Annotated in this window: 34 protein-coding genes and 2 pseudogenes; 29 read left to right on the top strand and 7 right to left on the bottom strand. The window is 53.5% G+C overall.

Annotated features, from left to right (window positions below):
• Positions 1-49: 49 nt before the first annotated feature.
• A complete protein-coding gene (locus tag AC0L6A_RS15005) occupies positions 50-274 on the bottom strand; it encodes a helix-turn-helix transcriptional regulator (protein ID WP_473291122.1) in 225 nt (74 codons plus the stop codon).
• Positions 271-717 carry a hypothetical protein gene (locus tag AC0L6A_RS15000; protein WP_473291120.1) on the bottom strand — a complete coding sequence of 149 codons (447 nt, stop codon included), beginning with the start codon at positions 715-717 and terminating at the stop codon, positions 271-273. The genes AC0L6A_RS15005 and AC0L6A_RS15000 overlap by 4 nt, the downstream gene beginning before the upstream one ends.
• Before the next feature lie 312 nt (positions 718-1,029).
• Between AC0L6A_RS15000 and AC0L6A_RS14995 the strand changes: the two genes are divergently transcribed.
• The 7 genes and pseudogenes from AC0L6A_RS14995 (at position 1,030) to AC0L6A_RS14965 (ending at position 5,348) form a co-directional block, all read left to right on the top strand.
• Complete coding sequence (locus AC0L6A_RS14995) at positions 1,030-1,236, top strand: cold-shock protein (RefSeq protein ID WP_473291119.1); 207 nt, start codon at positions 1,030-1,032, stop codon at positions 1,234-1,236.
• Between the two features lie 242 nt (positions 1,237-1,478).
• Positions 1,479-1,787, top strand: coding sequence for a 30S ribosomal protein S10 (gene rpsJ / locus AC0L6A_RS14990; RefSeq protein ID WP_091428130.1), 309 nt, complete (start codon positions 1,479-1,481; stop codon positions 1,785-1,787).
• A gap of 14 nt (positions 1,788-1,801) precedes the next feature.
• Positions 1,802-2,535, top strand: a pseudogene (gene rplC, locus AC0L6A_RS14985) (50S ribosomal protein L3).
• Positions 2,532-3,149 carry a 50S ribosomal protein L4 gene (rplD, locus tag AC0L6A_RS14980; RefSeq protein ID WP_246928040.1) on the top strand — a complete coding sequence of 206 codons (618 nt, stop codon included), beginning with the start codon at positions 2,532-2,534 and terminating at the stop codon, positions 3,147-3,149. Before rplC ends, rplD begins: the two are co-directional and overlap by 4 nt.
• Positions 3,146-3,442 carry a 50S ribosomal protein L23 gene (locus tag AC0L6A_RS14975; RefSeq protein ID WP_246928039.1) on the top strand — a complete coding sequence of 99 codons (297 nt, stop codon included), beginning with the start codon at positions 3,146-3,148 and terminating at the stop codon, positions 3,440-3,442. The genes rplD and AC0L6A_RS14975 overlap by 4 nt, the downstream gene beginning before the upstream one ends.
• 140 nt (positions 3,443-3,582) lie before the next feature.
• Positions 3,583-4,542 (top strand): glycosyltransferase family 2 protein, encoded by a 960-nt coding sequence (locus AC0L6A_RS14970; protein ID WP_473291118.1) that lies wholly within the window; start codon positions 3,583-3,585, stop codon positions 4,540-4,542.
• 95 nt (positions 4,543-4,637) lie between these two features.
• A complete protein-coding gene (locus AC0L6A_RS14965) occupies positions 4,638-5,348 on the top strand; it encodes a L,D-transpeptidase (protein ID WP_473291116.1) in 711 nt (236 codons plus the stop codon).
• Positions 5,349-5,412: 64 nt separating this feature from the next.
• Here the strand turns inward: AC0L6A_RS14965 and AC0L6A_RS14960 are convergent, their stop codons facing one another.
• Both AC0L6A_RS14960 and AC0L6A_RS14955 read right to left on the bottom strand, forming a co-directional pair.
• Positions 5,413-5,589, bottom strand: coding sequence for a hypothetical protein (locus tag AC0L6A_RS14960; protein WP_473291115.1), 177 nt, complete (start codon positions 5,587-5,589; stop codon positions 5,413-5,415).
• Positions 5,590-5,884: 295 nt separating this feature from the next.
• Positions 5,885-6,547, bottom strand: a complete 663-nt coding sequence (locus AC0L6A_RS14955) for a hypothetical protein (protein WP_473291114.1) — start codon at positions 6,545-6,547, stop codon at positions 5,885-5,887.
• 324 nt (positions 6,548-6,871) lie between these two features.
• Here AC0L6A_RS14955 and rplB point away from each other — a divergent pair, with 324 nt between their 5' ends.
• Genes rplB through rplP form a run of 5 tightly spaced genes read left to right on the top strand, consistent with a single transcriptional unit; the run spans position 6,872 to position 9,513 of the window.
• Entirely contained in the window at positions 6,872-7,714 is an 843-nt protein-coding gene (rplB, locus tag AC0L6A_RS14950) for a 50S ribosomal protein L2 (RefSeq protein ID WP_246928017.1), read from the top strand.
• A 3-nt stretch (positions 7,715-7,717) separates the two neighbouring features.
• Positions 7,718-7,996, top strand: coding sequence for a 30S ribosomal protein S19 (gene rpsS, locus AC0L6A_RS14945; RefSeq protein ID WP_246928015.1), 279 nt, complete (start codon positions 7,718-7,720; stop codon positions 7,994-7,996).
• 3 nt (positions 7,997-7,999) lie between these two features.
• Positions 8,000-8,380, top strand: a complete 381-nt coding sequence (gene rplV / locus AC0L6A_RS14940) for a 50S ribosomal protein L22 (RefSeq protein WP_473291112.1) — start codon at positions 8,000-8,002, stop codon at positions 8,378-8,380.
• Complete coding sequence (gene rpsC, locus AC0L6A_RS14935) at positions 8,380-9,087, top strand: 30S ribosomal protein S3 (RefSeq protein WP_246928013.1); 708 nt, start codon at positions 8,380-8,382, stop codon at positions 9,085-9,087. Before rplV ends, rpsC begins: the two co-directional genes overlap by 1 nt.
• Positions 9,088-9,099: 12 nt before the next feature.
• Positions 9,100-9,513 carry a 50S ribosomal protein L16 gene (rplP, locus tag AC0L6A_RS14930; protein ID WP_142854818.1) on the top strand — a complete coding sequence of 138 codons (414 nt, stop codon included), beginning with the start codon at positions 9,100-9,102 and terminating at the stop codon, positions 9,511-9,513.
• 593 nt (positions 9,514-10,106) lie between these two features.
• On the opposite strand, the gene AC0L6A_RS14925 is transcribed toward rplP, so the two are convergent.
• The 3 genes from AC0L6A_RS14925 to AC0L6A_RS14915 form a co-directional block, all read right to left on the bottom strand.
• On the bottom strand, positions 10,107-10,937 hold the full coding sequence (locus AC0L6A_RS14925; RefSeq protein WP_473291110.1) for a class I SAM-dependent methyltransferase: 831 nt from the start codon (positions 10,935-10,937) through the stop codon (positions 10,107-10,109).
• Positions 10,938-11,011: 74 nt separating this feature from the next.
• Positions 11,012-11,605, bottom strand: coding sequence for a hemerythrin domain-containing protein (locus AC0L6A_RS14920; protein WP_473291108.1), 594 nt, complete (start codon positions 11,603-11,605; stop codon positions 11,012-11,014).
• Positions 11,598-12,221, bottom strand: a complete 624-nt coding sequence (locus AC0L6A_RS14915; protein ID WP_473291106.1) for a TIGR02466 family protein — start codon at positions 12,219-12,221, stop codon at positions 11,598-11,600. Before AC0L6A_RS14915 ends, AC0L6A_RS14920 begins: the two co-directional genes overlap by 8 nt.
• Before the next feature lie 131 nt (positions 12,222-12,352).
• Here AC0L6A_RS14915 and AC0L6A_RS14910 point away from each other — a divergent pair, with 131 nt between their 5' ends.
• The 17 genes and pseudogenes from AC0L6A_RS14910 (at position 12,353) to AC0L6A_RS14830 (ending at position 21,322) form a co-directional block, all read left to right on the top strand.
• On the top strand, positions 12,353-12,571 hold the full coding sequence (locus tag AC0L6A_RS14910) for a DUF6552 family protein (RefSeq protein ID WP_473291104.1): 219 nt from the start codon (positions 12,353-12,355) through the stop codon (positions 12,569-12,571).
• Positions 12,572-12,749: 178 nt separating this feature from the next.
• Positions 12,750-12,950, top strand: coding sequence for a 50S ribosomal protein L29 (rpmC, locus tag AC0L6A_RS14905; RefSeq protein WP_473291103.1), 201 nt, complete (start codon positions 12,750-12,752; stop codon positions 12,948-12,950).
• A 13-nt stretch (positions 12,951-12,963) separates the two neighbouring features.
• Positions 12,964-13,194: a 30S ribosomal protein S17 gene (gene rpsQ / locus AC0L6A_RS14900; protein ID WP_108857546.1), complete on the top strand. Its 231-nt coding sequence runs from the start codon at positions 12,964-12,966 to the stop codon at positions 13,192-13,194.
• A gap of 88 nt (positions 13,195-13,282) precedes the next feature.
• The gene (gene rplN, locus AC0L6A_RS14895) at positions 13,283-13,651 is read left to right on the top strand and encodes a 50S ribosomal protein L14 (RefSeq protein WP_246928006.1); all 369 of its coding nucleotides are present in this window, start codon (positions 13,283-13,285) and stop codon (positions 13,649-13,651) included.
• A 1-nt stretch (position 13,652) separates the two neighbouring features.
• Entirely contained in the window at positions 13,653-13,958 is a 306-nt protein-coding gene (gene rplX, locus AC0L6A_RS14890; RefSeq protein WP_246928004.1) for a 50S ribosomal protein L24, read from the top strand.
• Positions 13,958-14,521, top strand: coding sequence for a 50S ribosomal protein L5 (rplE, locus tag AC0L6A_RS14885; protein WP_246928002.1), 564 nt, complete (start codon positions 13,958-13,960; stop codon positions 14,519-14,521). The genes rplX and rplE overlap by 1 nt, the downstream gene beginning before the upstream one ends.
• 19 nt (positions 14,522-14,540) lie before the next feature.
• Positions 14,541-14,847, top strand: a pseudogene (gene rpsN / locus AC0L6A_RS14880) (30S ribosomal protein S14).
• A 13-nt stretch (positions 14,848-14,860) separates the two neighbouring features.
• Positions 14,861-15,253, top strand: coding sequence for a 30S ribosomal protein S8 (gene rpsH / locus AC0L6A_RS14875; RefSeq protein ID WP_246927997.1), 393 nt, complete (start codon positions 14,861-14,863; stop codon positions 15,251-15,253).
• 10 nt (positions 15,254-15,263) lie between these two features.
• Positions 15,264-15,797, top strand: a complete 534-nt coding sequence (rplF, locus tag AC0L6A_RS14870; RefSeq protein ID WP_473291101.1) for a 50S ribosomal protein L6 — start codon at positions 15,264-15,266, stop codon at positions 15,795-15,797.
• Between the two features lie 11 nt (positions 15,798-15,808).
• On the top strand, positions 15,809-16,168 hold the full coding sequence (gene rplR, locus AC0L6A_RS14865) for a 50S ribosomal protein L18 (RefSeq protein WP_473291100.1): 360 nt from the start codon (positions 15,809-15,811) through the stop codon (positions 16,166-16,168).
• A 116-nt stretch (positions 16,169-16,284) separates the two neighbouring features.
• A complete protein-coding gene (rpsE, locus tag AC0L6A_RS14860) occupies positions 16,285-16,848 on the top strand; it encodes a 30S ribosomal protein S5 (protein WP_246927991.1) in 564 nt (187 codons plus the stop codon).
• 13 nt (positions 16,849-16,861) lie between these two features.
• Positions 16,862-17,050 (top strand): 50S ribosomal protein L30, encoded by a 189-nt coding sequence (gene rpmD / locus AC0L6A_RS14855; protein WP_108857538.1) that lies wholly within the window; start codon positions 16,862-16,864, stop codon positions 17,048-17,050.
• An 80-nt stretch (positions 17,051-17,130) separates the two neighbouring features.
• Complete coding sequence (locus AC0L6A_RS14850) at positions 17,131-17,763, top strand: hypothetical protein (RefSeq protein WP_473291098.1); 633 nt, start codon at positions 17,131-17,133, stop codon at positions 17,761-17,763.
• A 219-nt stretch (positions 17,764-17,982) separates the two neighbouring features.
• A complete protein-coding gene (locus AC0L6A_RS14845; RefSeq protein WP_473291096.1) occupies positions 17,983-18,129 on the top strand; it encodes a hypothetical protein in 147 nt (48 codons plus the stop codon).
• Between the two features lie 121 nt (positions 18,130-18,250).
• Positions 18,251-19,348: a glycosyltransferase family 2 protein gene (locus AC0L6A_RS14840; protein WP_473291094.1), complete on the top strand. Its 1,098-nt coding sequence runs from the start codon at positions 18,251-18,253 to the stop codon at positions 19,346-19,348.
• A complete protein-coding gene (locus AC0L6A_RS14835; RefSeq protein WP_473291092.1) occupies positions 19,338-19,463 on the top strand; it encodes a hypothetical protein in 126 nt (41 codons plus the stop codon). The genes AC0L6A_RS14840 and AC0L6A_RS14835 overlap by 11 nt, the downstream gene beginning before the upstream one ends.
• 2 nt (positions 19,464-19,465) lie before the next feature.
• Positions 19,466-21,322: a GtrA family protein gene (locus AC0L6A_RS14830; protein WP_473291090.1), complete on the top strand. Its 1,857-nt coding sequence runs from the start codon at positions 19,466-19,468 to the stop codon at positions 21,320-21,322.
• The last annotated feature ends 121 nt before the right edge of the window (positions 21,323-21,443 follow it).

Here is a 21,443-nt window from a genome sequence, read left to right as displayed (position 1 = left end):
ATTGCGTGCGGGGCTGCCTTAGGAGGCCCCGCTGTCTCGTTGTGGATCGCTAGGTCTTGGCCGCTTCTTGCAACCAAAAAACCTCTTCAACAGGCCGCTCAAAGTATTGCGCAATACGCACCGCAAGGTCCAAAGACGGCGAATACCGACCATTTTCTATGGCAATTATTGTCTGTCTTGAGACCCCAAGCGCGTCGGCCAAAGCCTGTTGGGTTTGCTTTGGCTCGACCTCTCTGAGAGTGCGAACTTGGTTTGCGACTTTCGCCGAATTCATGCGCGTTGATCCTGAATGAACGCAAAGAGAAGGCGCGTGATGGCTGCTAACGAACTGATGGTAATCAGTGCGAACACAAGGGCTTCAGGCCGCGTCAAGCTGTAGCTTCCCAAAGTGTCCGGTCCTTTGAAAGCTTCAAAAATTGAAAGCGCGATAAGAATAAAGACGCCGGCGTCAAGGATACGGCCTCCAAACCGTTCTGATTTTAGATCCACCACTTCTTCCCGTTCGTCAGGGACTACGCGTTGAGTTTTCTTGTTAAAAAGTTGCTGAAGAATAAGGACCGTGGTGACCACTGCCAAAAACCCAAGAACAGCGAAGCCGATGAAGGCGGGCTCACGTTGCCCAAGGTTGAAATTATCGGTCATCAAGAGAAAAAAGAAGATATAGGCGAGTTCGATCGCGAAGATCGCCCCTAGCATGAGCTTACCGTATTGTGACATTGCGTCCTCCGTGTAAAGTTAGCTTTACATAGGGTGGGATGTCGAGAATGTAAAGTGGGCTTTACAATTAAGCCAAATTTGGCCCCAAACCCGCTAGACATCTCGAAATCCGACCCGCAAACATCCGCGCAAAATACCTTATTGCAAAGAAATCTATTGCAATTTGTTCGCCAGCCCCCCATTTGCACGGTGCTAACGTTTTTCTTTTTCGACCAACTGTCTCCTACTCTGGCGCTCAGTCTTTCGATCCAGACCTACCACGCCAGGCTGCTGCACTTCCGCGAGTAGCAACAAATATTGGAGACTACGGATATGGCTAACGGCACCGTAAAATGGTTTAACTCAACTAAAGGCTTCGGCTTTATCGCACCTGAAACTGGCGGCAAAGACGTGTTTGTACACATCTCGGCTGTTGAGCGTTCGGGTCTGACCGGCCTTGCTGACGACCAAAAAGTTACGTTCGACATCGAACCCGGCCGCGACGGTCGTGAATCGGCTGTGAACATCGAACTGGCATAAGCCTTTTCGAATACAGTTTTGAAGCGCGGTCCTCATACGAGGGCCGCGTTTTGCATTTCGGGGTGTAAGTGGGTTTTATCCCTTGCCACACGCATTATCGCGCTGTACTACGCCCCAGTTCGCTCGGCGAATTTATCAGCGGGATTCGGTCCCGCTTTTTGAATTTGACCGGGGTTCGACGAGGGCAGTTGGAATGAGCCAGCTGTCGTCCTATCAACTCTTTGCCTGAAAGGGCGAATGCTATGACAAGTCAAAACATTCGTATCCGTCTTAAAGCGTTTGACTATCGTGTGCTGGATGCGTCCACACAAGAGATCGTCAATACCGCCAAACGGACTGGTGCAAACGTACGCGGCCCCATCCCGCTTCCCAACAAGATTGAGAAGTTCACGGTTCTTCGTGGCCCGCACGTTGATAAGAAATCCCGCGATCAGTTCGAGATCCGTACGCACAAGCGTCTGCTCGACATTGTTGACCCGACACCTCAGACCGTGGACGCGCTGATGAAGCTCGACCTGGCTGCTGGCGTTGACGTCCAGATCTCGGTCTAAGGAGGGTATCACAGATGCGCTCTGGTATTATCGCGAAAAAAGTGGGCATGACCCGCTTGTTCATGGAAGACGGAAAGCAGATTCCTGTGACCGTTCTTCAACTGGAAAACCTGCAGGTTATTGCCAACCGCACCGCTGACCAAGACGGCTACACCGCCGTTCAGCTGGGTGCTGGTGAAGCAAAAGCCAAACGCACCTCGCAGCCGATGCGCGGCTACTTCGCCAAAGCTGGCGTAGCCCCCAAGCGCAAGCTGGTTGAGTTCCGCGTTGACGCTGACAACCTGATCGCCGTTGGCGAAGAATCTCGGCCGAGCACTATGTTGAAGGTCAGAAGGTCGACGTTGCAGGCACTTCGATTGGTAAAGGCTTTGCCGGTGCCATGAAGCGTCACAACTTCGGCGGTCTGCGTGCAACACACGGTGTTTCGATCAGCCACCGTTCGCACGGTTCGACTGGTCAGTGTCAGGATCCCGGTAAGGTTTTCAAAGGCAAAAGAATGGCCGGCCATATGGGTGCGGTTCGTGTGACCACACAAAACCTGGAAGTCGTGAAAACTGACGCCGATCGTGGCTTGGTCTTCATCAAGGGCGCTGTCCCTGGCTCGAAGGGTGGTTGGGTCACCGTGAAAGACGCCGTGAAAAAGAAGCTGCCTGAGAACGTTCCGTTCCCAGCTGCTCTGAAATCGGCTGCAACCGCTGCAACTGAAGCTCCGGCTGAAGAAGCGCCTGCGGAAGGTGGTGAAGCATGAAACTTGATGTAATCAAACTGGACGGCAAAAAAGCTGGTTCTGTTGACCTGGACGAGGCCCTGTTCGGTCTTGAGCCACGCGCAGACATTCTGCACCGTGTGGTTCGTTGGCAGCGTAACAACGCACAAGCCGGCACCCACAAGGTAAAGACGCGTTCGGAAGTGAACTACTCGACCAAGAAGATCTATCGCCAAAAAGGCACCGGTGGCGCACGCCACGGCGCCCGTTCGGCTCCGATCTTCCGTGGTGGTGGTGTTTACAAAGGCCCGGTTGTTCGCAGCCACGGCCATGACCTGACCAAGAAATTCCGTAAACTGGGTCTGAAGCACGCCCTGTCCGCCAAAGCGCAAGCTGGCGAACTGGTTGTGATCGACACTGCTGCGACCGACGGCAAAACTGCTGTTCTGGCCAAAGCTGTGAAAGATCTGGGTTGGAAACGCGCTCTGGTTATCGACGGTGCTGAAGTGGACGAAAAGTTCGCTCTGGCTGCTCGTAACATCGAAGGCCTGGATATCCTGCCGTCGATGGGCGCCAACGTCTATGACATCCTGAAACGTGACACTCTTGTGCTCACCAAAGCAGGTGTCGAAGCTCTGGAGGCTCGCCTGAAATGACCGATAAAGCTGCACTCTACGACGTGATCCGCAAGCCGATCATCACCGAGAAAGCCACTATGGCTTCCGAGAACGGTGCCGTGGTTTTCGAAGTCGCAATCGACTCGAACAAGCCAATGATTAAAGAAGCTGTTGAGACCCTGTTTGGTGTGAAGGTGAAAGCCGTCAACACCACAATCACCAAGGGTAAAGTCAAACGCTTCCGCGGTCAGCTGGGCAAGCGTAAAGACGTCAAGAAAGCCTATGTGACCCTGGAAGAGGGCAACACGATCGACGTGTCCACCGGACTCTGATCGTCAGGCTGACGTAAGAAATTGAAAAGCCCCTGCCACATGGCGGGGGCTTTTTTCATTTGGATCGCCGTAAATGTTTGCAATCATGACTTTCATGCCTAGAGCTTCCATGGTGGGATGATAGGCGGTGGGGTGTGATTATGTGGCACAATGATTTTCGGGGTGAAGTTTGTTCCGGCAAGGGAATTGATAGCTTTGCCATCTGTAGCCTCGTTCGCGAAACCCTTCCGGTCGTCCGGCGATTTGTCGATCATTACCAACGGGCAGGGGCCGAGAGGATCTTCCTATTTTTTGACGGCTCAGAAGAGGAAACGCAGAAGGTCAATGCTGCCTTTCAGAACGATGACAGTGTTTGCATCGAATGCTGTGATGAAGTTTTCTGGGCGGCCGCTTTGTCAGATAATGGTCAGTTCACGCTCGAAGATAAGCAGGCTCTCGTTTTCAAACAGGGTATCCAACGAAACCCTTGCGACTGGATGTTGTTTTGTGATGCGGATGATTTGATCGTATCGAACTGCTCACTTGGGAATGCGCTTGCGGCATTGCCGAAGGACATCTTGGGCGTTCGAATTAAGAACACCGAAGCCGCCTGGGGACCGGGAGATGATACGCACGAGGTCTTTGGATGTGGCTATGAACGCCACGCCTTCCCGACCGGCTTCTTGGGGCGTAGTGTACTGCCTTATTTGGTTTACGGACGCTATGGGAAGCACATGTGTCGTGGGACAACTGGTTATGTTGAGGGGAAACACCTTTTGCGCAAAGGTGTCAAACCCGAAACAATCAACAGCCACTTTTCAAGAGTGAATGGTGATGCAGTCGGATTTGTGCCGCAAATCCTAGCAAACGACTTTGATCTGCGTACCATTCACTTTGACGCCATCGGCTTTGATCGGTGGCGCGAGAAGTGGCAAATGCGCACCACTGGAGAGGCTCGGACGCGTGGTCAGGCCCCTGTGCGTGTGAAGCAACAAATCTTAATCCAGACGGCTATTGAAAATGGGCAAGAAGAACGGGTTTTTCGGCGCTTGAATACACTGAACCACTGGCAGGCATTCCTTTTAACGCGTCTCGGTTTGCTCTCTCGGACCTTGAAATAAGACGCAAATACACGCGGTTTTGACTCGTTTTGTGAGACACCGTAGGTACTGTGTCATTGTACGATGAGTGATTCATCCAGATACGAGGACTGCCAATGTTAACCCGTCGCCATTTCGTTATCACGTCGGCCACGCTTTTCTCCGGGCCAATTGCGTCTCCGCTTCTGGCTCAGGAGACGCCTGCAACAGAGCCAACCCCGACGCCAGTTTCTGCGCCTGCGCCGACAAAGGTCAAACGTCGCCCTGTTTCAAACAGCGCGATGTGGAACAGCTATGACGCGCGCGTCACTCCTGCCAACTATGATCCCTCGACGTCGAACCCTTGGGGGCTGAAGCAGCGTTTTTTGCCGCGTGTTGTTCAAGCCAATGATGGGCTGAAGCCGGGGGACATCCATGTGGATGCTGTCGCGCGCTATCTCTATCATGTGCGCGCTGACGGTACGGCGATGCGGTACGGCGTGGCGATCGGACGTGATGGTTTGTACGAGCCCGGCACCTACTCTGTCGGCCGTAAGGCCAAATGGCCGACCTGGACCCCCACCAAAGACATGATCGAGCGGGAACCGCATAAGTACAAGAAGTACGAAGATGGTATGGACGGAGGTCTGTCAAACCCGCTGGGGTCCCGTGCGATCTATCTGTTTGAGGGGCGTCGTGATACCTATCTGCGCATCCATGGCTCGCCGCAGCCGCGCTCTATCGGTTCGCGCGCCAGTTCGGGCTGTGTGCGTATGGTGATGGCCCATATCATCGGTCTGTATGAGCAGGTGGAACCCGGTGTGACCGCGCATCTGTACCCGGCCTAAGCCGGACCCCAAACACGAAAACGGGCGGCCTCAACTGGCCGCCCATTTTGTTTTCAGGCTTCAATCAAGCTTCGCGCTTGACGCAGATCGCGCGGCCCTTTTTGTTGCGCAGCGGGATAAAAGTCGTCTCGACCGGGCCAGTGTGACGATACATCAGACAGCCATCACGCGCATCCACACGAATGTCACTGGTGTCCTGCCCCGGTGCCACTGTTGCAGCCACGTCCGGCGGCAACGTCACCCGACCTTGCAGGTTCGGAATCCGAGGTGTTCACAGCCGTCCCAGTGGGCGTCACACAGCCCGAGAGCATAAACGCGGCGGCACCCGCCAAAATAACTAGGTTCTTCATTACGTACTTCCCAAAGTTTTGTTGCCGAGAGGATGGTGGATTTTAATGAGGATGGGAAGGGGGATGTTTTGCCGGTGACGAATCTGCGGGAGGAGTACCGACGATCATGGTCGCTGGTATCTCGGTCGTCACAATGAACGTCCGCTTCGAGCCCATACCTACTTAGGGTAGGGAATAGAATTTTCGCTAATTGCGCTCCAGAGGCACAAAGCTGTCTGGGGCGATTATCTTTCCTTCGCTAAGATCATCAAGAGCTTGAATCAAGCGCCTAATATTGTCGTCGGCAGTCAATTCACAATTGTGGCGAGAAACGACCTTGTAACTATCTGTCGTACGAAACTCTAGAACCGTTTGAGTTCCGTCAGCACACTCGAATCCTGGGTTCCGCACTTCTGTGGGTGTGTCATTTCCCCAAGGATTGATCGCTTCGATGAGGCTGGTGATTTTCTTCTCACTTTCCTTATCGACAACTCCAGACAACCGATATGACAACACTCCCGGTTTGTACCCTCCCTTTCCACTTAATTTTTTGAATACGAAGGAGTTTTCTTCTCCAGAATTAAGCGAAAGGCGGATCATTGACCCATTATCAAAGGTTGGAAGAAAGAGTAAGCGTACGATTAGTTGGTTGGAGTTCGAAACACTGTACGCCATCAAAGGCTTTTCTCTCATTGCAAACAATTGCTTGCCGAACCAATCCTCAAAGAACTCGGATTTGCTCTCTTCTGTCCAGCCGCCGCCGGGGGCAGGCCAAGTACCGCTAGGGAAATAGCGTTCCGCTTTGCCACAAGTAAGCAACAGAGAACTTAGAGCAACAATAGCCGCGGATCGAAAATGAAAAGATGGCATCAAACTACCAAATTTCGTTCAGAAAAACACGTTGATATTGAGAACATCCTATTGATGTTTGGCTCACTCGCAAGTGTAGATTTGTCCTGCTAAACGATCCTGCTCCCAAGGATGTCCGCGCGCAACTTTGCAAGTGAGTATTGATCTAACAGCGCACTAGGCACCTCACCCCTTGCCACATCCCCCCAACCCTGATAGATCGCGCAAGTCGTGTGGCCTCGGATTCGTTCCGGGGCCCATGATATTTTGAACTTGGGGACCTTCGGGGCCCTATAACATCCGGGCAATTCAATTGCCCGCACATGCAAACGGAAGACAGTAAACATGGCACTCAAGTCGTACAAACCGACGACGCCGGGCCAGCGTGGGCTGGTTCTGATCGACCGTTCGGAGCTGTGGAAAGGACGTCCTGTCAAAGCCTTGACTGAGGGTTTGACAAAATCGGGCGGCCGGAACAACACCGGACGGATCACGTCGCGCCGCCGTGGTGGCGGGGCGAAGCGTCTCTATCGTATCGTTGACTTCAAGCGCAACAAGCTTGACGTCGCAGCCACGGTTGAGCGGATCGAATATGACCCCAACCGCACGGCCTTTATCGCCCTCGTGAAATACGAAGACGGCGAACAAGCCTACATCCTGGCACCCCAGCGTTTGGCTGTTGGCGACACTGTTGTCGCTTCGTCCAAAGCTGACGTTAAGCCGGGCAACGCAATGCCGTTCTCGGGCATGCCGATTGGTACCATCATTCACAACATCGAACTGAAACCAGGCAAGGGCGGCCAGATCGCTCGTGCAGCTGGTACATATGCTCAGTTCGTTGGTCGTGACGGTGGCTACGCTCAGATCCGCTTGTCCTCGGGCGAACTGCGTATGGTACGTCAGGAATGCATGGCCACCGTTGGTGCCGTGTCGAACCCTGACAACTCGAACCAGAACTACGGTAAAGCCGGTCGTATGCGCCATAAAGGCATCCGCCCAAGCGTCCGTGGTGTTGTTATGAACCCGGTCGATCACCCGCACGGTGGTGGTGAGGGTCGTACCTCTGGTGGCCGTCACCCGGTTACTCCTTGGGGTAAGCCGACCAAAGGTGCACGTACCCGCAACAAGAACAAGGCGTCGTCGAAGCTGATCATCCGCTCGCGTCACGCCAAGAAGAAGGGCCGCTAAGATATGGCACGTTCTGTATGGAAAGGCCCTTTTGTTGACGCTTACGTCCTCAAGAAGGCTGAAAAGACCCGCGAGTCGGGCAAAAACGAGGTCATCAAGATCTGGTCGCGTCGTTCGACCATCTTGCCCCAGTTCGTGGGTTTGACCTTTGGCGTCTATAACGGCCACAAGCACATCCCTGTGAATGTGACCGAAGACATGATTGGCCAAAAGTTCGGTGAATATTCACCGACCCGTACCTATTACGGTCACGCGGCTGACAAAAAAGCGAAGAGGAAGTAAGCCATGGGTAAGGATAAAAATCCCCGCCGCGTGGCCGATAACGAAGCAATGGCTAAGACCCGTATGCTCCGTACGTCCCCGCAGAAACTGAACTTGGTTGCTGGTATGATCCGCGGCAAGAAAGTTGATCGTGCACTGACCGATCTGACTTTCTCGAACAAGCGTATCGCTCAAGACGTGAAGAAATGCCTTCAGTCTGCCATCGCCAATGCCGAGAACAACCACAACCTCGACGTGGACGAGCTAATCGTCGCTGAGGCCTATGTGGGCAAGAACCTGACCATGAAACGCGGTCGCCCGCGCGCCCGTGGTCGTTTCGGCAAGATCATCAAGCCGTTCTCGGAGCTCACCATTCTGGTGCGTCAAATTGAGGAGCAAGCCTAATGGGTCATAAGGTAAATCCGATCGGCATGCGTCTTCAGGTCAACCGCACCTGGGATAGCCGCTGGTACGCCGACACGAAAGATTACGGTGATCTTCTTCTGGAAGACCTGAAAATTCGTGACTTCATCAAGACCGAATGCAAGCAGGCTGGTATCAGCCGCGTGATCATCGAACGTCCGCACAAAAAGTGCCGCGTTACGATCCACACTGCTCGTCCCGGTGTGATCATTGGCAAGAAAGGCGCAGACATCGAAACCCTGCGCAAGAAAATCGCCAACATCACCGACTCGGAACTGCACCTCAACATCGTTGAAGTTCGCAAGCCCGAGCTGGACGCTGCACTGGTCGCAGAATCGATCGCTCAGCAGCTTGAGCGCCGTGTGTCCTTCCGTCGTGCCATGAAGCGCGGCGTGCAGAACGCAATGCGTATGGGTGCTTTGGGTATTCGCGTGAACGTTGCCGGCCGTCTGGGCGGTGCTGAGATCGCGCGTACCGAATGGTATCGCGAAGGTCGTGTGCCGCTGCACACCCTGCGCGCTGACATCGACTATGCACATGCAGAAGCTATGACGCCTTATGGCATCATCGGTATCAAAACTTGGATCTTCAAAGGTGAAATCATGGAGCACGATCCTTCTGCTCATGACCGTCGCCAGGCAGAGCTTCAAGAAGGTCCCGCGCCCCGTGGCGCTGGCGGCCGTCGCTAAGGAGCCCGAGATATGCTGCAACCAAAGCGTACTAAATTCCGCAAGATGCACAAAGGCCGGATCAAAGGCCTTGCCAAGGGTGGTTCTGACCTGAACTTCGGTTCGTATGGTCTGAAAGCTCTCGAGCCTGAGCGTGTGACTGCACGTCAGATCGAAGCTGCCCGTCGTGCCATGACGCGTCACATGAAACGTCAAGGCCGTGTATGGATCCGCATCTTCCCTGACACCCCGGTAACCGCCAAACCCATCGAAGTTCGTATGGGTAAAGGTAAAGGTTCCGTGGACCGTTGGACCTGCAAAGTGAAGCCGGGCCGCGTGTTGTTTGAAATCGACGGCGTCAATGACGACGTGGCACGCGAGGCCCTGCGCCTTGCCGCCATGAAACTGCCGATCAAATCACGCGTCGTGGTTCGCGAGGACTGGTAAGTTTCAATTTGCCTTCGGCAAACTGAAGCAACGCGGTGAAAAGAAGTAAAAGGCCCGGCCATTGGCGGGGCCTTTTCTGTCAGACAACAGCACGGTTTGTCGGGTTGAGATCTTTGCCGCGCCGCTCAACAGAGAAATGCTCAACCTGTAGAAAACGCCAGAACTGAATTAGTTCTTGGTGGAAATGTCAGCTCTCAATTGTGCAACCATCTTTTCAAGTTCTTCCAGAGAAACTACGAGTTCACATAAATTCCGGTCTGTTTTTTCGCCGTAGTTATCTTTCTTCACTTGGATCGCGACGGGGTGGCCAAGTTGAAGTTCGTTCGGGTCGGTTCGTGAATATGCAATATATCGGTCACTTACTTCGCAGGGTATGGTTCTTTGCCCACGTCGCATTAGCGCTCGTTGCTTCCAGTTGTCGCGTTGTGTCATTACATCCCTCTTAAGAACTCTGGTTTAGTCGATGCATATTCTATCTTTTGTGGATTGTCCGGTCCGCGACCCGAGCGGGCCACGATTGACCCCTCCTCCAAGACAAAGACAGCAACCCCGTCGAGAAAACGGCTTGGGTTATGTCATACCAAAATGTGAACCTACTTACGGCGAGCGATCACTTGAACAGGGGCGACGATGCCCTGATCGACGTTGGTAAACATGTTGCTCAGTTTTTGCTTTGCGTTCGCACCCATTACGATGTGCAGACCCAACGGCGGCGGCCCATTCTCGGCCAGAATGGTTTTGATTTTGTTGAAGACCTTTAACGCCAACTCACTTCGATTGGTGATGTCGACGATCTCAAAGCCGGCGTTCTCCAATTCAGAGGTGTAGGCCTCAATCGGTTCAACGAAAGAAGTTGTGTCATCATCCGCCCACGCAACTGGAAATGCTATGGGGTCAGCGCCCGTTCGCATGACGTCATAAATGGCAAAGCTACCGTCAGCTTTAATGACGCGCGCGGCTTCGCGGACCACGGCGTTTTTGTCTGCAATGTTCATGCCGACATGCAGCATGCAAGCCCGGTCAAAGCTCGCGTCGTCGAAGGGAAGATTGGTTGCACTGGCTCGGGTCAGGTTGATCTTCTTGTCGAGATCCAGCTGGGTGTTCAGCTGGTTGCCGACATCAACATATTCCGGCGTTAGATCGATGCCTGAAACTTTACAGCCAAAAGACGTTGCGAAATGTCTTGCTGTGCCACCCAATCCGCATCCGATGTCTAGGACATGATGCTGTTCGGACAGGGCAAGAGCATCCGCAAGCGCTTGTGTCGCTATGCGACCGCCCATGTGAAATTCATCCACCGCAGCCAACAAGTCGACGGGATGGCCGCCAGTTTTCTCTGCTGCGTTCGCTAGACCCTGAGAGATGGTTTCGGCCAATGCCCCATGCGTATAGTGGGCGGCAACTGTATGCTCTGTTTCTGACATGAAATGCTCCGATGAAAATTTCTTCAATCGTAGCAGAGTTTAGAACAAACACCTATTTGGTGTTGGATCGCCTTCTACAACCCAACCCCTAAAACCCCAATCGCCTCTTCCAACTGGGTTTCTTCATACCCGAAATGCGAGCGCACCACGGTGTCCAGCTGCCGAAACACGGCGCGGGCTTCGTCGAATTTTTCCTGATCCACCTCGAACATCAGCGCCATCGCGGCGCGTTCCAGACGGACCAGTAATTCGTGCACGACCTTGTGTTCCTCGACCAGCCGCGCGACGACAGCACGTAGGGCATCGTTGCCTTTGCCCGCAAGCTCCGGGAATAGGCTGTATTCCTCGGCGTCGTGGTGGAAGGTCAGCACTTTGCATTCCCGCCCACAAAGCGATCCGAATTGGCGGACATTCTGCGCGAACTCGACCGAGGACAGCGCATCGGACAGGTCTTTTCCCGTCGCCTCGCCCGTCTCGATCCGGTCCAGCACGATCCCGATCCGACCCATGTCATTCAAATGCATGCGATGGATCGCAGCCAACCGACGACCCATGCGCCGATCCGCATCTGTGGCCTCGGGCATCGCTGGCATTTCTGGGCGGGTGCCGAAGTCGACGTTCAAGTCATCAAGGGGGGTGTCGTTCAGGTCGCCCAAACGATCACTCACCCCACTTGTAATTGAAGCTCACCGACAGACGCTCTTCTTCACCGATGTTCTGCATCACCTCGTGGCGCAGCCAGCTTTCCCACAACAAGACGTCGCCTTCGGCGGGGCGCTTCGTGATGAAATTCTGCAGCTCTTCGCGCGCGTCTTTGCGGCGGGGAGGGGCAGCCATCATGTGGGCGTGGCGCGGGTCTTCATAGCGAAGTGCACCAGCGCCTTCGGGCAGCGCCAGATAGGTGGTGCCAGAGATCACGGAATGCGGGTGGATATGGGCCGAGTGATATCCGCCGGGTGGCAGGATGTTGATCCAGATGTCTTCAAGCTCCAGCTTGCGCTCATCCAGATTGAATTCCAGATCCTCGGCAAAGGCGGCGACATGCTTATCCAAGCTGTCGACCAAATCCTTGAAGATCGGGAAGCGCCAGGGCAAGTCGGTGAGCGACGCATAAGAGGTGTAGCCGGGGTACCCCTCGGCCTCGCACCAATCCTGTCCCGCCTCGTCATCCTCGGCGATGGAATAGCAGCTGTCATAAAGCTCATCCTGGCTGACCGTGGGGTCAAACTCGGACAGTTGAGCGTGGTAAAGGCGGGTCACGAAGAGGGAGGATATATTTGGCATGTGAAAGTGATACTTCAGGTCGAAAGAATGCGCGAGGGGTTCCTTTGGAAACGAGCGAAATTGCTTGAACCAATCCAGATAACCGACCTAACGTTCATTCCTTGCCGAGAGCGCAGAAATTGGAGCAAAGCATGAAAACCGTCGATGTAGTAAAATGGATCGCCACGGCCATCCAATTGGTTGGTTACGCCTTGACCGGGCTGAACATCGTTCCTTGGAACATCTACATGTTCTTTGCCGGGATATTTCTTTGGTTCGCTGTCGGTGTCATGTGGAACGACCGCGCCATCATGGTTGTGCACGTCGGCGCCTTTATTTCCTTGTTCGTAGGCTATCTGAACGCGGCATGAACAAATGCGGCTAAATGGGTGCTTTCCTGTTGCCATGCGGTCAGGGGTCACCTATAGACGCACATCCCACGGATTCCCGGCAACGGGATTCGTGTGTATTGCATATAACCCACCAGAAATAGGGTGACCTGCCGTTTAGACGGGTAGAGCTCTCTGGTGCAAGGAAAGGAAAAGGCGAATGAACGCCAAGGAACTGCGTAATCAGTCTCCTGACCAGCTGCGTGAAAAGCTGGCAGAGCTGAAAAAAGAGGCCTTCAACCTGCGTTTCCAGCAGGCCACCGGCGCCCTCGAAAACACTTCTGAGATGCGTAAAGCCCGCCGCGACGCCGCGCGTGTAAAAACCATCCTGAATGAACAAGCCAAAGCTGCGGCTGAGTAAGGGGAGCTAGAGAATGCCCAAACGTATCCTGAATGGTGTTGTAACCAGCGCCGCAAACGAGCAAACCGTGACTGTTTCGGTTGAACGCCGCTTCAAGCACCCGCTGCTTCAGAAAACCGTTCGTAAGTCGAAGAAATATCGCGCTCACGACGAACAGAATGCCTATAAGGCAGGCGATAAGGTTCGCATCATCGAATGTGCACCGAAGTCGAAAACCAAGCGTTGGGAAGTTCTGGAAGGCTAAGTCTGACTTACCTTCCCGGACGACTTAACAAGTCGAAACCCTGGGGGTTCCGCCAAGCATCGGCGCCCCAAAGGTCGGGAGAAACCACATGATCCAGATGCAAACCAACCTGGATGTTGCTGACAACAGCGGCGCTCGCCGTGTTCAGTGCATTAAGGTTCTGGGTGGTTCCAAGCGTAAATACGCATCCGTAGGTGACGTTATCGTCGTCTCGGTTAAGGAAGCCATTCCGCGCGGTCGCGTAAAGAAAGGTGATGTCCGTAAGGCCGTCGTCGTACGTACCGCCAAAGAAGTCCGTCGTGACGACGGCACCGCCATCCGGTTTGACCGCAACGCTGCTGTCATCCTGAACAACAACAACGAGCCGATCGGCACACGTATCTTCGGACCAGTTGTTCGCGAACTTCGCGCGAAGAACTTCATGAAGATCATCTCGCTGGCTCCGGAGGTGCTGTAAGATGGCTGCTAAGTTAAGAAAAGGCGACAAAGTTGTCGTTCTGGCCGGCAAAGACAAGGGCAAGCAAGGCGAGATTTCGTCTGTTGACCCGAAAGCTGGCAAAGCCGTTGTTGACGGCGTGAACATGGCAATCCGCCACACTCGTCAGAGCCAAAACGCACAAGGTGGCCGCATCCCGAAAGCGATGCCGATCCAGCTGTCGAACCTGGCTCTTCTGGACAAAAACGGTAAAGCGACCCGCGTTGGCTTCCGCGAGGAAGACGGCAAGAAAGTACGCTTCGCCAAATCTACCGGGGAGACTGTCTGATGTTGGATAACGCAAACTACACCCCGCGTCTGAAGACGGTTTACAACGACAGCATTCGTGCCGCTCTGAAAGAAGAGTTCGGCTATAAAAACGCAATGCAGACCCCCCGTCTGGACAAGATTGTTCTGAACATCGGCTGCGGTGCAGAAGCTGTTCGTGACTCGAAGAAAGCCAAATCGGCGATCGAAGATCTGACCAAAATCGCCGGCCAACAGGCCGTTGGTACGAAAGCGCGCAAGTCGCACGCTCCGTTCCGTCTGCGTGAAGGTATGATCATCGGTGCAAAGGTGACCCTGCGCGGCGACCGGATGTACGAATTCCTGGACCGTCTGATCACCATCGCGATGCCCCGTATCCGCGACTTCCGCGGCGTTTCGGGTACCTCGTTTGACGGTCGCGGCAACTATGCCACCGGCCTGAAAGAGCACATCGTGTTCCCAGAAATCGACTTTGATAAAGTTGATGAAACCTGGGGCATGGACATCGTGATTGCCACCACCGCTGAAACCGACGCGGAAGCAAAGAGCCTGTTGAAGCACTTCAACATGCCCTTCAACAGCTGATCCGCGGGAAGGAATAGACATGGCTAAAAAAGCAATGATCGAACGCGAGAAGAAGCGCGAAAAGCTGGTGGCAAAATATGCTGCTAAGCGTGCTGCGCTGAAAGAAATCGCGACTGATGAAAGCAAGACTATGGAAGAGCGTTTTACGGCTCGCCTGAAGCTTGCAAAACTGCCACGCAACTCGTCGGCCACACGCTTGCACAATCGCTGCCAGCTGACCGGTCGTCCTCACGCTTACTATCGTAAGCTGAAAGTTTCGCGGATCGCGCTGCGGGAACTTGGCTCTTCGGGCCAGAATCCCCGGCATGGTGAAATCGAGCTGGTAAGGGAGAGACAGATATGAACGATCCTATCGGCGATATGCTCACCCGTATCCGCAACGCTCACATGCGTGGCAAATCCACCGTTTCGACCCCTGCGTCGAAGCTGCGCGGCTGGGTTTTGGATGTTTTGGCTGACGAAGGCTACATCCGCGGCTACGAAAATGGCACTGACGAGCGTGGGCTTCCCACACTTGAAATTAGCCTCAAATACTTCGACGGCACGCCCGTTATTCGCGAATTGAAGCGAGTATCGAAGCCTGGTCGTCGCGTCTACATGGGTTCGAAAGACGTCCCGCAGGTCCGTCAGGGTCTGGGTGTGTCGATCGTTTCGACCTCTAAAGGCGTCATGTCCGATGCAAACGCTCGCAACCAGAATATTGGTGGCGAAGTGCTTTGCACCGTCTTCTAAGGAGGTCTTAATGTCTCGTATTGGTAAAAGACCGGTCGAGCTGCCCGCAGGCGTAACTGTTTCGCTTTCGGGTCAGACCGTAGAAGTTAAAGGCCCGAAAGGCGCTCTTAGCTTCACCGCAACCGATGATGTCACCATCACCGCTGAGGACAACCAGGTAAATGTTGCGCCGCGTGGCAAGTCCAAGCGCGCGCTACAGCAGTGGGGCATGAGCCGCACGATGGTTTCCAACATGGTGACCGGTGTAACTGATGGCTTCAAGAAAGAGCTGGAAATCAACGGTGTTGGTTATCGTGCTCAGATGCAGGGCAACACCCTGAAACTGAACCTTGGTTATTCGCATGACGTTGATTTCGTTGCTCCGGAGGGCGTTACTGTGACCGCTCCGAAGCCGACGATCATCATCGTTGAAGGCATTGATCAACAACTCGTCGGCCAGACCGCGGCTAACATCCGCGAATGGCGCAAGCCCGAGCCCTATAAAGGCAAAGGCATCAAGTACAAAGATGAGTATATCTTCCGCAAGGAAGGCAAGAAGAAATAAGGACCAGACAGATGGCAAACAGCAAACGGACCCTGTTCCTCAAGCGCCGCCTGCGCGTCCGGAACAAACTTCGCAAACACAATGTCGGCAAGCTGCGCCTTTCGGTGCACCGCTCGTCGAAAAACATCAGTGTTCAGATCATCGACGACGTTCAAGGGACTACCCTTGCTTCGGCTTCGACACTGGAAAAAACACTGGGTGTTGTTGGCAAGAACAACGTAGAAGCCGCTACCAAAGTGGGCACTGCGATTGCCGAACGTGCGAAAAAAGCCGGTATCGAAGAATGCTACTTCGATCGCGGCGGCTTCCTCTTCCACGGCAAGGTGAAGGCTCTGGCCGACGCTGCGCGTGAAGGTGGCTTGAAGTTCTAAAACCCTGAGGGCGGCGCCGGTTGGACCGGCGGCGCCCCGATGATCCGGGGATGCCTTGGCGTTCACTGGGATCGAGTAAAATGGCGCAAGATGCCGCCTTATGAAAGGATGTTCTCATGGCAGAACGTGAAAACCGCCGGAACCGTCGCGATCGCGACGAAACACCGGAATTTGCAGATCGCCTGGTCGCGATCAACCGCGTATCGAAAACCACCAAGGGTGGTAAGAACTTTGGCTTCGCAGCGCTTGTCGTTGTAGGCGACCAAAAAGGCCGCGTCGGCTTTGGTAAAGGTAAAGCGAAAGAGGTTCCTGAAGCCATTCGCAAAGCCACCGAGCAAGCCAAGCGCCAAATGGTCCGCGTACCTCTGAAAGAGGGCCGTACCCTGCACCACGACATCGAAGGTCGTCACGGTGCCGGCAAGGTCGTCATGCGTACCGCACCTGAAGGTACCGGGATCATCGCCGGTGGTCCAATGCGTGCCGTATTCGAAATGCTGGGCATCAAGGACGTTGTGTCGAAGTCGATCGGCTCGCAGAACCCCTATAACATGATCCGCGCCACCATCGACGGTCTGAAGAAAGAAGCCAGCCCCCGCCAAGTCGCTCAGCGTCGTGGCAAAAAGGTTGCTGACATTCTGGGCGCAAAGTCGGACGCTCCGGCTGAAGCCGCAGACGCGTAAGGAGATCTGACCAATGGCTAAAACCATCGTTGTAAAACAGGTCGGTTCGCCGATCCGTCGCCCCCAAGACCAGCGTGCCACGCTGATCGGTCTGGGCCTTAACAAGATGCACAAAACCCGTGAGCTTGAAGATACACCCGCAGTACGCGGCATGATCTCGAAAATCTCGCACATGGTTGAGATCATCGAAGAGAAAGGCTGAGCCTCGGCTTAGACCACCTCTTGAAGAATTGAAGCGCCCCGGTCAGAAATGGCTGGGGTGTTTTTTGTTGGAGAGCAAAGATGACGAAAGATGATGTTCGCTGCGAGCGACTTAGAGCTTTGCGCTCCGAATTTGACAAAGGGATTGAGTTCCATTCCCAGTCGTTCAAAGAGATAGACGATAAGGCAAAGTACTGGCTTACGATATGCGTGCCGGGATTTGTAGGCACGCTGAGCTATCTTATCGAGGCAAGTAAGACTGCGTCCCCCTATTTAGCAGCAGTACTGACCGCAGTGGCGTTGTGCATTTTGGCTTCGACGAATGCATTGGCAAATGCACTGGGTTCGGTTCGCGTTGAGAGTGGCATCCTTAGCCCCGGGGCTCAAGGATTTGGTACATCCGAGTATTTTCTAAAGTCTAACGCCAACTGGAACGAGTTAGTAAACGACCAAGCGGAGGAGGCTTGCCGTGCATTCGTCGCGAATGAAAACTCAAACAGAAAAAAGTCGAACTACCTAGCAGCGGGAGAGTTATTCCTCTTTCGAGGAGTTCCCACCGCTTCGATTTTGTCCTTTGGGTGTCTCTTTCTGTACTCCACTGCCTGTCCAATTGGGCTTACTTTCACCGTTGGAGTTACCTGCGGAGCCACGATCGGATTGGGTGCTTGGCTTGCTGGTTCCCTCTTCCTTCGCCATAAGGGGCCTACCTCCTAAAGTTAGCTTCACAAATTCACTTGATGTATAGGTGTTGCCACTTCAGATTGCAAAGAAATCGAGTAATTGATTTGCAATGCTACGCCCACCCGGGGTCGGGTGCTGCCCCCAACCCATGCACCCCATGCAACCCGGGCTTTCCGATTCAGCGGTGGTTGTTTTGACGTGTCCCTCCTATCAGGGCGGCAACAGACATACCTTTTTTCAAGGACCGCCAAAATGAACTCTATAATCACTCCGGTTGCGCCGCTGGCCTCTGCCATCGCTGACATGGTCGTAGCAATGCAAACCGCAACACGTCGTTTCATGACCTCGGAATGCACGCCGACTTGGACTGACTTCTTGAAAGACTGCAACAAAAGCTAATTACTTTTAGGTTGCACAATCAGAGCCCCCGGTGATGGATGGATCGCCGGGGGTTTTTCTTTGTCTGACGAAACCCAATTAGGCCAATTCGGGAAATTCCACATATTGCCATATTTTCAACATGAACAATGCTCTCAAAAAGCGTAGACTGTTCGCGAACGATGTTCGAAAAGTTCTTTTTGAAGCAGTTGAGGCAGTATTCATGGGGGTAGACACACACAACCCCGAAATCTACATTCCGCTGGCCCCAACCTCGGATCGGCAGACCATTACCCTGATCATCCCGGTTTATAACGAGATGGACAGCATTCTGCCGTTTCTTGACTGCTGCGATTCTGCGTTGGATGAGTTGGCTGAGACTTGCCGTTTTGAGTTCCTTTTTATCAACGATGGCAGCGTGGATCGGACGGAGCAGGTCATCGCGGATGCCCGGGAAAAGGATGCGCGAGTATCGCTTGTGAACTTGTCGCGTAATTTCGGGAAAGAGGCCGCGTTGTCAGCCGGCCTGACTTACGCCGCGGGTGATGCTGTGATACCAATGGATGTGGATCTACAAGACCCGCCCGAGGTCATTCCCCAGATGATTGCTGCCTGGCGCAAAGGTGCGAAAGTTGTAAATGCACAGCGCGCAACGCGAAACGAAGACACATGGGTCAAGCGTACCAGCGCCGGTATGTTCTATCGACTTTTCAACCTGCTGGCCGAATACCCCATCCCAATGGGCGTTGGGGATTTCCGCCTTTTGGACCGCGAGGTCGTGCAGGCGATCAATTCGCTTGGAGAACGCTCGCGTTTCAACAAGGCGATCTTCAGTTGGGTTGGTTTCGAAACTGCCGAGGTTAGTTATGAGCGCCCCGCTCGGTTGGCTGGGGAAACGCAGTGGTCTTACTGGAAGTTGTGGAAACTGGCACTGGACGGGATCTTTGCTGCCTCGACAATGCCATTGCGTGTCTGGACCTATGTTGGTCTGAGCATGGCATTGGTGTCCTTTCTCTATTCCATCTTCCTGTTTGTGCGGGTGTTGGTACTGGGTGTGGATACCCCGGGTTATGCATCGACTGTCATTCTGATCCTGACCTTTGGCGGAATGAACATGTTCGCGCTTGGGATTATTGGGGAATATGTCGGTCGAATTTACAAAGAAGTCCGTCAAAGACCGCTTTATATTGTGCGTTCTTACCTACATGGCGACGAACAAGGGGACAGTGATGGTCGGTGACGCTTTGCCAGATGAATTGCCCAATGCCCCGTACTGTTTTTTGATTGGTTTGCTTGATGTCTTTGAGCATGCCGAACAGGGCGCTGCCTTGTTGGCCGTTGTAAAGAAAGCTTGAGCATGCTGCCGCAACTGGTTCGTTTTGCAGGGGTAGGGGTGCTGGCCACATTGGTGCATGTCTGCGTCGCAATGTTCGCCAATTCTATCATAGGCCTTGAAAGCTTTCAGTCTAACTTCGCTGGGTTCGCGATTGCGGTACTGGTTTCCTATTTTGGGCATGCGCGGTTCACGTTTCAGGCGCGCATCGATCACACGCAACAGTTTTTGCGGTTCTTCTTTGTGTCGCTGATGGGGCTTTTCACCAGCAGTTTCATTGTGTGGTTGGTTGTCGAACGACTGGGGCAACCGTTTGGGTTGTCGATGGTTTTTGTTGCTGTCGTTGTTCCATTGGTGACATTCCTAGCGATGAAGTTCTGGGTCTTTGCCCAACATCACCGTCAGCCCCGGCCAGATTGGGTATCTATTGCGATTGCCCTACTCTTTGTCATCGGCTTTCTGGTGCTCTACTGGTCTCGTCCGCATCACCATGATGTCGCTTGGTATTTGGTCGCGACACGCAAGATGCTTGAGGGCGCGGTTCTGTATGTGGACATCGTCGAACTGAACCCCCCATTGAATTTCTATCTGACCGTGCCTGCTATCCTAATTGCTGATGTGCTCGGCCTGTCATTGACCAATGGGCAATACGTGTTTGTTAGCGCTGTGACCGCAGTTAGCATTATTTGGTCCGGGTGCATTTTGCGTGATGAAAGCGATCTGTCACCGGTCTATCGCGGAATGTTTTTGGTTTTGATGGCTGTTGCCCTGACCATCACTGCGTTGGGAAACATTGCGCAACGCGAGCATATGCTGGTTTTGTTGTCGATGCCTTGGCTTGTGGGGCATTTGTCCGGCAGTTCGGCCGGTCGCCCGCTGCTACGTGCAGTTGTGGCAGCGGTCGGGGTTTGTCTTAAACCCCATTTCATATTCTTTCCGATTCTGATGCTATGTCGCGATATCTGGTGCAATAGATCTCTTCGACCAGTGATTTGGCCCGAGTATTTAGCCATGCTGACAGTCGGTGTGATGTATGCGGCTTTTGTTGCGCTGGTCCACCCACTGTACTTTAGCGAGATCGTCCCAACCGCTTTGGTTGTTTATGGCGTGTTTGGCGCCGAATTTAAGGATGTTTTGTACGCAATCCGAGTACCCGCGGCGATTGCAGTATCGATCATTGCGGTAAATGCATTTCGGCCAACCCAAGGCGCGGGTGTGTTTGTGCTGGCGATTGTTGCATCCTTGATCAGTTACCTCGTGCAGGGGAAGGGCTTCCTTTACCATCTGGTTCCTCTGTTCTGCTTCATATCCTTCACGGGAATTTGGATAGCGCTGTCGGTTAAAGCATCACTACCAGCCCGGCTTTTATCGTCAGCCGCGGTCGCCCTGCTATTTGCGATCGTTTCGCTGTTTTCATTTTATGAGAATAGCATTCGGGATGAAGTTGTTGAAACTGCCAGCGAGCTAGGCATTTCCGGCCCCCTGTTCACTGCTTCAGATGGGTTGGACCCAGGGGCTCCTGCTGCGCTCGAGCTCGATGTCGAGTGGGCCAGTAGATATCCTCATCAGTGGGTATATCCCGGCGCACTTCAACAACGAGAGCAAACCGACTGTGCAGTGAACGAGCAGACCTGCAATATCATTGAAATGATCATCGACCGTAATCGGCAGCGTATGATGGATGATCTACATAATTATGAACCTGAGCTGATTGTTGTAGCCAAGTTTACGATTACCACGGTAAAGCAATTCACGCCTTGGACGACCTTCATGCAAGTACATCCCGATTATGTGGAATTCATGAAGGGGTATGACTTGGTTAAGACAACCAAGTGGTTTGAATACTTCATGCGCCGCCCAAGCGGAACGATCTCAAACTAACGATAGCTAATACCTGTCTACGGTTTCGTGTGATTCACGAAACCAGAGCAGCTCGTCGTGCCGATTCCTAAAACTCTTGGTCTGAATCGCTGGTTCTCAGAGCGTTTTGTCATCAGATTCT

The organism is Aliiroseovarius sp. D2-2, from assembly GCF_055809455.1.
This window is presented reverse-complemented; position numbering and strand designations above follow the sequence as displayed.